We start from the raw sequence: 11440 nt of genomic DNA, 5'->3' as shown, positions 1-11440 counted from the left end.
CCAACGAAGAAGTCTAATTAAAATAGTGGCATACATTGTACCGCTGTTTTAATTTAACAGTTTCCTTTCTTAGCTTGACCCGGTGGGCAAAAATCTCCGCCATGACCCGGATGTTTATTATTATCATTGGTACTCACTTTTACTTTTACGTCGTCGAATTCACCCTCAACGTTTGTAAGCTGACACCCTGCTAAAGTACTTAATAGGATAAGGACAAGAGATACACGCCTCATTGTTTTGCCTCTCAATTTATCATTCTAGTCATGACCACTACGACCATGGTCTAATCCATATTACTACTGTTGTTATTCTTTCAGTGTTAAGCTAACGAAAAAGAACAACAAGGATAAGTTATGAATTTCCCTTATAGAAATATTGTAGTACTTACTGGCGCAGGTATCTCAGCTGAGTCTGGTATTCAAACATTTCGAGCTCAAGATGGTCTTTGGGAGAATCACCGTATCGAGGACGTAGCTACGCCAGAAGGTTTTATCCGCGATCCGGATCTTGTTCAAGGCTTCTACAATCAACGTCGCAAAAAACTGCAGGGTGAAGATATTAAACCAAACGCTGCTCATACCGCGTTAGGGCGCCTTGAAAAAGAGTTAGCAGGCAAAGTGACAATCATCACTCAAAACATTGATGATCTCCACGAGAGAGGTGGTAGCGCCAATATTATTCACATGCATGGCGAGTTACTTAAAGCGCGCTGTAGTGAGTCAAACCAAGTTATCGAGCACTCAGAGGATATTGAAACTGGGGAGTTGTGCCATTGTTGCCAGATTCCAGCCCAAATGCGCCCACACATTGTTTGGTTTGGTGAAATGCCTTTGCGTATGGGGGAGATCTACGCTGCACTAGAAGAGGCAGATTTGTTTATTTCTATCGGTACGTCCGGTGTAGTGTATCCAGCAGCTGGTTTTGTTCATGATGCCAAGATGCATGGTGCACATACGATTGAAATCAATCTGGAACCAAGTGCGGTTGAAAGTGAGTTTGAAGAAAAACGCTATGGCAAAGCCAGCATTGAAGTACCGAGGTTGGTAGACGAAATTCTTGCTCTGGAAAACCAAGCCAGCGCATAAACAAATTGGCAGGACATACAAATAAGAAAGGCATCGAAGTAATTTGATGCCTTTTTGTATTCTGGCACTTTGTCTGTCTAGCGGAGTCGCTTGAGATACAAAGCGCTTACTTCAGATACAAGAAAAGCGACCGAAGCCGCTTTTCTAAACTATTTCGACAGACTGATTAGTTGTCTACTTTTAGCTTTTGGAAGTACTCATCGTAAAGCACACTTGCTTCACCAACTTCGTCTTGCCATGTACCGCTGTCCATCACTTCTTGTGGTGGGAAGATGCTAGGATCGTTAGCAAACTCTTTCGGTAATAGGTCGTGCGCTGTTTTCACTGGAGTAGGGTAACCAATCTCTAGTGCAATTTTAGCTGCGTTCTCAGGACGTAGTAGGAAGTCGATCATCTTATGAGCAGCATCAACGTTCTTAGCACCAGCAGGAATTGCTAGGCTGTCCATCCAGAAGATAGTGCCTTTTTCTGGCCAGATGATGTCGATGTTCGCGCCTTCTTGACGAGCCATGTAAGCAGAACCATTCCAAAGCATACCAAGTGATACTTCACCCGCTAGGTAAGGGTTCGCTGGGAAGTCTGAGTTAAACACCAATACGTTTGGCATCAGCTTCTTCAGCTCTTCATAAGCCGCTTTGATTTCGTCTGGGTTAGTCGTGTTTGGTGAGTAACCAAGTTTAGTCAATGCAATGTGGAATACTTCACGAGAATCATCCATCAGCATCAGTTGGCCTTCCCACTTACTATCCCAGAAGTCATCCCATTTAGTCACAGAAGACTTATCTAGCATGTCAGCGTTGATACCAATACCAGTCGCACCCCAAATGTATGGGATAGAGTAGTTGTTATTTGGGTCGAACGGTTTGTTCAGGAAGTTAGTGTCTAGATCAGCAAAATGAGACAGTTTCTCTTTGTTGATCTCTTGCAACATGCCTTCTTTACGCATTTTTGATACGAAATAGGTAGACGGTACTACCAAGTCGTAACCAGAACCCTGAGTTTTCAACTTCGCGTACATGCTTTCATTAGACTCGTACGTAGAGTAGATAACTTTGATACCGGTTTCTTTTGTAAAGTCTTCAAGAACTTCGTTTGGAATGTATTCCGACCAGTTGTAGAAATACAGTTCTTGATCAGCAGCCATTGCAGGGGTAGCGATTAGCGTCGCCGCACACAGTGCGCTTGCGTAGAATTTACTTTTCATTTGTTTTCCGTTTTGTTCAGCAACAGGACAAATCAATACTAGTAACAAATAACGATTTGAGCCATGTTGCGATAAGCACAATTCTGTTTATCTGATTCAACAAACGTCATTACCATGTGAATAGTCAATAATGTTTGAACTTGAGTCAAATAAACCTAGCAACATACAATTATATCAGTCAATTACAAAAATAGGCAGCGTATTGCTGCCTATTTTCATTTAGTAGATGGCTTATTAAGCAAGATCAGATTATTGACCCGCTTTTAGCTTCAGGAAGTAGTCTTCGTACTTCACTGTCATATCACCAACAGAGTCTTGCCATTCAACACGGTCAAGATCTTCTTGAGAAGGGAACAGTGGTGCAACGTCTTTGAATTTAGCGTTGGACTCTGCAACCGCAGTTAGGTAACCCGTATCCGCTGAGATTTGCTCTGCGATTTCTGGACGTAGTAGGAAGTCGATCATCTTGTGAGCTGCTTCTACGTTCTTCGCACCAGAAGAGATTGCGAAGTTATCAACCCAGCCAATACCGCCTTCTTTAGGGAACACAAGCTTTAGGTTCATGCCTTCATTTTGAGCTGCTGCTGCACTGCCGTTCCAAAGCATACCGACGCCAACTTCGCCAGACATGTATGGAGCACCTGGGTTGTCAGAGTTAAATACTAGAACGTTTGGCATTAGCTTTTGTAGCTCTGCATATGCTTCGTCGATTTGTTTTGGATCCGTAGAGTTACCTGAATAACCTAGTTTGCGTAGTGCAATGTGGAACACTTCACGAGTGTCATCCATTAGCATTACTTGACCTTCAAGCTCAGGTTTCCATAGGTCAGCCCAGCTTTGGAAGTCGTTTGGATCATACATGTCAGCGTTAACCGCTAGACCTGTAATCGCAACAACGTGAGGAATAGAGTAGTCGTTATTTGGATCGTAAGGCTTATCTAGGTAGTTTGTATCTAGGTTGCCGAAGTTTTTCAGCTTAGTCTTATCGATCTTTTGTAGCATACCTTCGTCACGCATCTTCGCTACGAAGTAAGTGGAAGGTACCACTAGATCATAACCTTGGTTATGAGTTTTTAGCTTTGCATACAAAGTCTCGTTCGACTCGTAAGTCGAATAAATAACTTTGATGCCAGTTTCTTTAGTAAATTGTTCTAGGATATTACTGTTGATGTAAGGACCCCAGTTCATAAATACTAATTCTTTATCATCCGCTGCCGCTGTACCAGAGAACAGAGAAAGCGCACATGCACTACCAGCTAATAGAGTAGCCCATTTTTTCATTGACGTTAGCTCCAAACCAAACGTTGTCCAATTAATTTTGGACGGTAGATAGAAAAACAGAATGGCATGTAACCATTCTGTTTCGCGATGTTAACGGCTGCGGATTCTACTTCACTTTTTCTCTTGCTAGCAACTGAGAAATTACTACCAAGACCAAAGAAACAATCAGCATGACCGTCGCGAGGGCGTTCACTTCTGGTGAAATGCCCACCTTAACCATTGAGTAAATCTTCAATGGTAGGATTTCGTATGTTGGACCTGTTACGAACGAGCTAATAATTACGTCGTCCAGAGACAGGGTAAAGCTCAGTAACCAACCGGCAGCAACCGCTGGTTTAGCAAGAGGAAGGATGATCTGCTTCAAGATTACCCACTCACTTGCACCAAGGTCTTTTGCTGCTTCCAACATCTTCACATCAAAGCCATTTAAGCGGCTGTATACTGTCACAACCACGAAAGGTAGACAGAAGGTGATGTGTGCAATCAAAAGAGTAAAGAAGCCAAGCTGCGCACCTAAAACTAGGAACAGAGCAAGTAATGAAATCGCCATTACAATATCTGGAGACATCATTACGACAAACAACATGCCGTTTACCGCGCCTTTACCTTTGAACGAATAACGGAATAGAGCAACGGCTGTCAAGCTACCTATAATAGTAGCAGCTGTTGCGGAAAATACCGCGACGTTCAATGAGTGCCACGCAGCCTGCATTAGGCTGTCATTATTTACTAAGGTTTCGTACCATTTTGTAGTGAAACCGCCCCATTTCATGCCAAACTTATTGGCGTTAAATGAGTTAACAATTAAGACGATGATTGGTAGATACAGGAACGCATATACCAGCGCCATAAAGCTAAATCTAACTGTGCGTCCCATTAGTCTAGCTCCACTTTCTTATTCAATAGTTTGCCTGCTCTGTAGTAAGCATAAAGCATCACAGCCATTGCGAAGGTGAGGGCGATACTGGTCGCAGCACCAAATGGCCAGTCACGAGCGTTCAATACCTGGCTCTTAATCACGTTACCAATCAGTAGATTCTTCGCTCCGCCAAGAAGATCAGAGATGTAGAACATACCAAGTGCAGGTAATAGAACCAACAAACAGCCACCGATAATGCCAGGCATTGTCAGAGGTAGAATCACTCGTGTAATTGTTTGGAACTTGTTTGCACCAAGGTCTTTTGCTGCCTCGATGTAAGTGTTGTCCAACTTCTCGATCGCCGAGTAAAGCGGCAGAATCATAAATGGAAGTAGGATGTACACAAGACCAATCATTACTGCCGTTTCGGTATACATTAAACGCAACGGCTTATCGATGATTTCCATCGCCATCAACGATTTGTTCAAAATGCCCTGAGTACCGAGAACAATCTTCAGACCGTAAGTACGGATCAGAGAGTTAGTCCAGAACGGCACAATTACCAAGAACAACATGAACGGACGCCATTTCTCCGGCATTTTCGCTACGATGTAAGCAAATGGATAACCAATCACCAAACACAACAAGGTTGCAATGATCGCCATGTAGAAAGAGTGCATCAACACTTTTGCGTACAAAGGATCGAGAAGGCGAAGGTAGTTATCGAAAGTAAACGTTAATTCAATTAGGTTCGCTTCATCACGCGTCAAGAAACTCGTACCAATAATCATTAGGTTTGGTACCAACACAAACAGTGTTAGCCAGCCAACGATTAGGGTAATGATCGCGTTCTGAAGATTAAGCTTCTTGCTTATCATTTAGTACTACCTCCCAGCTCTCAACCCAAGTAATAGCGACTTTCTGGCCGAGGGAGTGGTCCACATCTGGATCATCTTCGTTAAAGAATTCGCTTACCATCACGCGCATGCCTGAATCCAACTGGATAACTGAATCAAGCGTCATACCTTTATAGGTACGCTCTGTTACGTGACCTACGATGCCTTTTTCTTCAGACTCTTTGATCTCTTCGATGCGTAAGTCTTCTGGGCGAAGTAGTACTTGTAGTTTGTCACCGGCTTGTGCTTCTTGATCGTAGTAAACAACAGATTCAACGCCTTCGATTTCTGCACGGATACGTTTCTCATCGATACGCTCTAGCATGGTTGCGTTGAATACGTTGATCTCACCGATAAAGCGAGCAACAAATAGGTTCTTAGGCTCTTCGTAAATCTCACGTGGAGAACCGTCTTGCTCGATAACACCGTCGCGCATAACAATAATGCGGTCAGACATCGATAGGGCTTCTTCCTGATCGTGCGTAACGAAGATAAAGGTAATACCAAGTTGACGCTGAAGCTGTTTAAGCTCGATTTGCATTTGTTTACGTAGTTTGTAATCAAGTGCAGATAGAGATTCATCTAGCAGCAGCACTTTCGGCTTATTAACAACCGCACGCGCAATCGCGATACGTTGTTGCTGACCACCAGAAAGTTGGTGAGGCTTACGTTGCGCCATTTTTTCAAGGCGAACCATACGTAAAGCATCCATCACTCGTGGCTCGACCTCTGCTGCAGGGGTTTTCTGCATACGAAGACCAAATGCAACGTTTTCGAATACGGTCATATGAGGGAAGAGTGCATAACTCTGAAATACCGTGTTGACGTGCCTTTGCTCTGCAGGAACCTGTGTTACATCTTGGTCATCTAGTACGATTTGTCCGTTGTCTGCCGTTTCAAAGCCCGCAATCATGCGTAAAACTGTTGTTTTACCACAACCTGATGGACCAAGAATCGTTAGAAACTCACCATGATTAACATCCAGATTTAAATTACCGATGATCTCCTTGCCATCGAAACTTTTGCTAATACCAGATAGACGAACTACTGGCTTTCCTGCTTGCTGTTTAGCGTTCAACGTCTGTATTTCTCCCACGTTCAGTTGGGGTGGATCCAATTGATGTGACATTAGTCATTCACTTTTGAGGCGCGCATCATAATCACCAAAATTGTGAAATCAAAGCATTTTCTTATCTTGAAACAGAAAAAATTTTGCAGGCAAAAGTAAACATTCCTTACCATACTGTTTTTATGACACTATTTGTGCTTTCACTATCATTTCTCTAGGTATTAATTTCGCTAGCAAATGTTTTCTATTTCATAGATTTGCGAGTGGTTAATTATCGACCAAATGATGAAATTTGCAAGCATTCAGGCGTAGTTATGATTTTAGACATGCAAAGATTTCATTTATAATGACGCCCTTATTAATTAGCTGGTTTTCCAGCATAAATTTTACAAGTTAGCCTTGGATAACATATGAACAACGATTTTGAGAAAGATTTTAATCTTGGAGGGAGTGTAGAGCGCGCTCTTTCTGGCCAATACGAACTAAAAGCCGGGGCTGTTTTTAGTGAAGCTTGGCGCATCACGATCCAACAATTCTTGTCCTTCTCTCCGGCTATTATCTTATTGCTATTCGTTCAGTTAGGCATTTTTTATATTGCACTACAACTTCAGTTAGGCAATCCAAGCATCATTCTAGATGCCCTTCAAGATCCTGAGTCATTCACAACAGATATCGTGTCTGCTATATACGTTGCGAATTTTAGCTATGAAGTGATCAGTGCGCCGATTTATGCGGGTATCAGTTTGATGGCAATGAGCCATGTTGCGGGCTTGAAGACAAAAGTACGTCACGTAGGCAAAGGTCTTCAATTTACCGTACCTGTGATTTTGGCAACACTGTTTAGTCTGATGATGCAGGGAGTGGCGGGAATGATTTTCCCATTACTATCTCTGTACCTTTCGTTGGCATTTAGTCACTCTATCTTATTGATTTGTGAGAAAAGAGTACCGCCGATGCAATCACTTCTTTTATCGCTTCGTGCAATCAATAAGAAGCTTTTTGTTATCGCAGGGCTTTACTTAGGCGTGATGTTGATGTTTATTGTTGCTGCAATGTTCTACGGAATCGGCTTGATTTTCGTGTTACCGTTCTTCTTCCATTTGAAGGGCATTCTGTACCGCGAAATGTTTGGTATCAAGTTGAAGATCGTAGCAACACAAAAAAATGATAACGATCACGATGGTAATTCTCAGGTGTTTGATGCCTAAATCTTTAAAATCTATGAGTTTACGAGTGGCGGCTATCACAATAGCCGCCACTTTAGTTTCTGTTGGACCTTATCTGCATTATGACCGAGAGTATCGCAAGGCGATTGACTCTCAAGTTGTGCATGGCCCGGTTTCACATCCAGATTTGTCCCACCTTCCTTATATTGGTGACATCCCGGATTTCAATTCGATCAAAGACACGAAAGACAAGAAAACTGCTTTCTTTGATTTCCTTAGACCGAAAATTGCTTTAGAAAATCAACGCATCGAAAAAGAGCGCTCGTTCTTAACATCTTTGAATGTTGGAGAGGTAAGTTTAGAGCAAACGTCGTACGCTGAACGTTTAGCGGCACTGTATTCTTACCCATTAAAGAACAATACAGTAACGCAAGCTTGGTTAGATGAGATGCTCAAGCGTGTCAATGTGTTACCAGAAGCCTTAGTGTTGACCCAAGCTGCCAATGAATCTGCGTGGGGAACCTCTCGTTTTGCCACACAAGCGAACAACTTATTTGGTCAATGGTGTTATAAGAAAGGCTGCGGAATTGTCCCTGCAAAACGTGGCGCAGGCAAAACACATGAAGTAGAAAAGTTTGACTCGGTACAAGAGTCCGTACACGGATACTTTATGAATGTGAACCGAAACCGCGCGTATGCGGACTTACGAGATATTCGTGCGAATTTAGCAGGGAAACACAAGGATTTGTTATCGGTGGCGACAGCATCAGAGCTGACTCATGGTTTACTCGCTTATTCTGAGCGTGGCATTGCCTACGTTAATGACTTACGTGCAATGATTCGCCACAATAACGCTTACTGGACACAATAAAGAAATAACGGATCGGATGAAGAAGTTAAGCCTAAGTATACTAGGCAGTGCGGTACTGGTCTTAGCATCGCCTGCAACTCAAGCTCAAGAATACATGTTTACGTATTCCAAGCTCTATACACAATTGAAGAACAATGCGAAAGAAGGGCATGACGACGTCAAAGTCGGCGTGTTCTTTGTTGATGCAAACACCAAGCAACTGTGCGAGATAGAAAAAGCATGGATGGAAAAAGAAGAGCATTACGAAGAATTTGTGATTCCAGCTTCTAAAGAACTTCCAATTCCGATCGACAAGAATCTTAAATCAGCGAATCCGCTTGTCTTCGTTCAGACACCAAAAGATACGCGATGTGATTACTCTTTAGTTGTGATGACCAAAGAACCATTACAGGGTAACGTATCTTACGAGCAACTCATGCCTTTAATGCCACAAATGCAGGCTCTGCTTGAAGATCTTGGTGGTATGTTTGCAGGCTGGTTCACTCCGGAAGTTCAAGGCGTGACCATGGAGTTTGCTGATGAGTTGAATGACAACATCAGATTCTCCAATGGCACAGAAAAAGCCATTGTGAATGGTAAAGTCCAAGTAGCACTAAGTGACATCGGTGCAGGGGGGCACATGACCTTGCCTCAGCCAACGACTCGTGTCCTACCTTATCTACCAAATGCGAAAAAATAATCGTGATTTGACTTTTCAAAGAGCTGCAATTGCAGCTCTTTTTAGTTTTTATTGCACATCACACTGCTTTAGAGTGTATTTATTGACGAGTCGGTCACACAAACATTTAATCCTGCGCAAAAAGCTCGTATAATCCACGCCCCAAAGAAACCCATGTTAGGAAGCCCTAGTCGATTTATCGGCGATGTGAGAGCCCGCAATGAACCAAGTAGATACAAGAAAAGAAACCCTAGAATTCAACAAGCTTCAGAAACGCCTAAGAAGAAATGTTGGAAATGCCATTACTGATTACAACATGATCGAAGAAGGTGATGTTGTGATGGCATGTATCAGCGGTGGTAAAGATTCATTCGCGATGCTTGATATCCTGCTGAATCTACAAAAGGCAGCACCGATCAAGTTTGAAGTGGTAGCGGTTAACCTTGACCAGAAACAACCAGGTTTCCCTGAGCACATTCTTCCAGACTATTTTGAAACGCTGAATATTCCTTACTACATCGTAGACAAGGACACTTATTCAGTGGTTAAAGAGAAAGTGCCAGAAGGTAAAACGACGTGTGGTCTATGTTCACGTCTTCGTCGTGGCACACTTTACTCTTTTGCAGAGAAGATAGGCGCGACTAAACTAGCACTTGGTCACCACATGGATGACATCGTAGAAACAATGTTCTTGAACATGTTCCATGGTTCTCGTCTTAAAGCGATGCCACCAAAGCTTCGTTCAGATGATGGCCGTAATGTCGTTATTCGTCCACTGACGTACTGCCGTGAAAAAGATTTGATTAAATACGCGGAACACAAAGATTTCCCTATCATCCCATGTAATCTATGTGGCTCACAAGAGAACCTTCAACGTCAATCGATCAAAGCAATGCTGATTGATTGGGACAAGAAAACGCCTGGTCGCGTAGAAGCTATCTTCAAGTCAATTCAAAACGTAAGCCCAAGTCAGCTTGCTGACCGTGAACTGTTTGATTTTGAAAACCTTCCACTAGATCGTGAGGGTAGCCGTGAAGAATACGAGTTCAGTGAAGCAGTGGTTTCTTCAACCAACATTGATGAGTCGATGTTTATCGATGTAACCAACATCTAATTCCACAATAGGAGGCTAGATGAGCCGCCTTTTGTTAGATTCATTCATTTGGATTGAATAGATAAAAAATCCCCCAACTATTGGGGGATTTTTATTTCTTGATAGCGTTAAAACTCACTAAGTCGCTGTATTTGGATCGAGCGGACTGATGTAGCCGTTTGGTTTCAATGCCAGTACATCACAATTAATTTTATCTATTACATGCTCTGCTGTGTTACCAATAAACACGGCTGAAAGCCCCGTACGTCCGGTCGTTCCCAAAATAACCATTGCTGCGTTTAGTTTTTCGGCGGTGGTAGGAATGATGTCCTCTGGTAGGCCTTGCTCAACTATCGTTTGTTCTTCATCCAGACCGTGTTTCTGACGAAGCGCTTTCATTGCCGTTAAGTGATGACCACGGACTGCATCGGTGTACGTCATCGGATCAAACTCTGGTAACTCAATAGTGATGTTAGCTGGTGTCACCGGGTATGCATTAACAAGATATGGATCGGCGTCGAGGCGACTAGAGATTTCTTTCAGACGCTCAACCATTGAGTCATTCAAGTCAATGTGGGTTGGATTCTCAGAGCCAACATGAACAGAGGCAAGAATCTTCGCATGTTCTGGCCATTCGGCATTTTTGATCAAAAGTACAGGGATAGGGCATTTACGCAATAAATGCCAATCTGTAGGAGTGAAAATGACGGATTCTAGGACGTCGTGCTTACGCGTGCCCTTAATAACGATGTCGTGACTACCGGCAAAAACTTCAGCAATAATCGCTTCATAAGGGCGATTATGCCAAACAACACAAACATCAAAGTCGAAGCTATCGTCTAAATACGGTTGGGCTATCTTACGCATCCATTGTTCACGTTGGTGGATAACACCGCGACGCATAGCATCTCTTTCATCGACCGACAGCATTGAGGTCATGTCATACGAGAAATCGTAGATTGACAGAAAGAAAGTGATTCGGCTTCTGGATACACTTTTTCGAGCGAGTTGGACCGCTCTTGCAAGTGCTGGCTGCTCATCGTTATTGATGTCAGCAACAACAAGGATCTTACTGTATATACTCATAACTAAGCCCACTTATTATTGTAAAACCAAACACTGAATTTAAGGTAAATCAGTATATTGGAGTACACAAGGTACATTTTTACTGTAGCTCAGTTTGAGAAAGAATATGAGGACTTTCGAAGGGATTTTAGAAGAAATATGATGTAGCTCATTTTCGAGCTACATCTATTGA

Annotated in this window: 12 protein-coding genes; 5 read left to right on the top strand and 7 right to left on the bottom strand. The window is 42.8% G+C overall.

Annotated features, from left to right (window positions below):
* Positions 1 to 53 precede the first annotated feature (53 nt).
* Entirely contained in the window at positions 54 to 233 is a 180-nt protein-coding gene (locus ACTS60_RS09405) for a hypothetical protein (protein ID WP_045389674.1), read from the bottom strand.
* A gap of 120 nt (positions 234 to 353) precedes the next feature.
* Between ACTS60_RS09405 and cobB the strand changes: the two genes are divergently transcribed.
* A complete protein-coding gene (gene cobB / locus ACTS60_RS09400) occupies positions 354 to 1085 on the top strand; it encodes a Sir2 family NAD+-dependent deacetylase (protein ID WP_440888027.1) in 732 nt (243 codons plus the stop codon).
* A gap of 166 nt (positions 1086 to 1251) precedes the next feature.
* Here cobB and ACTS60_RS09395 read toward each other — a convergent pair whose 3' ends face one another.
* The 5 genes from ACTS60_RS09395 to potA all read right to left on the bottom strand — a co-directional run bounded on the left by ACTS60_RS09395 (position 1252) and on the right by potA (position 6454).
* The gene (locus tag ACTS60_RS09395) at positions 1252 to 2289 is read right to left on the bottom strand and encodes an extracellular solute-binding protein (protein ID WP_440888026.1); all 1038 of its coding nucleotides are present in this window, start codon (positions 2287 to 2289) and stop codon (positions 1252 to 1254) included.
* A gap of 249 nt (positions 2290 to 2538) precedes the next feature.
* Positions 2539 to 3570: an extracellular solute-binding protein gene (locus ACTS60_RS09390; RefSeq protein ID WP_010447915.1), complete on the bottom strand. Its 1032-nt coding sequence runs from the start codon at positions 3568 to 3570 to the stop codon at positions 2539 to 2541.
* Positions 3571 to 3676: 106 nt separating this feature from the next.
* On the bottom strand, positions 3677 to 4447 hold the full coding sequence (potC, locus tag ACTS60_RS09385) for a spermidine/putrescine ABC transporter permease PotC (protein ID WP_005389180.1): 771 nt from the start codon (positions 4445 to 4447) through the stop codon (positions 3677 to 3679).
* Positions 4447 to 5307, bottom strand: a complete 861-nt coding sequence (gene potB / locus ACTS60_RS09380; RefSeq protein ID WP_440888025.1) for a spermidine/putrescine ABC transporter permease PotB — start codon at positions 5305 to 5307, stop codon at positions 4447 to 4449. The genes potC and potB overlap by 1 nt, the downstream gene beginning before the upstream one ends.
* Positions 5288 to 6454 carry a spermidine/putrescine ABC transporter ATP-binding protein PotA gene (potA, locus tag ACTS60_RS09375; RefSeq protein ID WP_440888024.1) on the bottom strand — a complete coding sequence of 389 codons (1167 nt, stop codon included), beginning with the start codon at positions 6452 to 6454 and terminating at the stop codon, positions 5288 to 5290. The genes potB and potA overlap by 20 nt, the downstream gene beginning before the upstream one ends.
* Positions 6455 to 6804: 350 nt before the next feature.
* On the opposite strand from potA, the gene ACTS60_RS09370 reads away from it, so the two are divergent.
* From ACTS60_RS09370 to ttcA, 4 genes are all read left to right on the top strand, one after another.
* On the top strand, positions 6805 to 7602 hold the full coding sequence (locus ACTS60_RS09370; RefSeq protein ID WP_440888023.1) for a hypothetical protein: 798 nt from the start codon (positions 6805 to 6807) through the stop codon (positions 7600 to 7602).
* Positions 7595 to 8431, top strand: coding sequence for a glucosaminidase domain-containing protein (locus ACTS60_RS09365; protein ID WP_440888022.1), 837 nt, complete (start codon positions 7595 to 7597; stop codon positions 8429 to 8431). Before ACTS60_RS09370 ends, ACTS60_RS09365 begins: the two co-directional genes overlap by 8 nt.
* A gap of 16 nt (positions 8432 to 8447) precedes the next feature.
* Positions 8448 to 9110 carry a DUF2987 domain-containing protein gene (locus tag ACTS60_RS09360; RefSeq protein WP_440888021.1) on the top strand — a complete coding sequence of 221 codons (663 nt, stop codon included), beginning with the start codon at positions 8448 to 8450 and terminating at the stop codon, positions 9108 to 9110.
* A 199-nt stretch (positions 9111 to 9309) separates the two neighbouring features.
* The gene (gene ttcA, locus ACTS60_RS09355) at positions 9310 to 10203 is read left to right on the top strand and encodes a tRNA 2-thiocytidine(32) synthetase TtcA (RefSeq protein WP_440888020.1); all 894 of its coding nucleotides are present in this window, start codon (positions 9310 to 9312) and stop codon (positions 10201 to 10203) included.
* A gap of 117 nt (positions 10204 to 10320) precedes the next feature.
* On the opposite strand, the gene uspE is transcribed toward ttcA, so the two are convergent.
* Complete coding sequence (uspE, locus tag ACTS60_RS09350; RefSeq protein ID WP_440888019.1) at positions 10321 to 11268, bottom strand: universal stress protein UspE; 948 nt, start codon at positions 11266 to 11268, stop codon at positions 10321 to 10323.
* Between the last annotated feature and the right edge of the window lie 172 nt (positions 11269 to 11440).

It is taken from the genome of Vibrio sp. WZ-1 (assembly GCF_052037695.1).
Lineage (GTDB): Bacteria > Pseudomonadota > Gammaproteobacteria > Enterobacterales > Vibrionaceae > Vibrio.
This window is presented reverse-complemented; position numbering and strand designations above follow the sequence as displayed.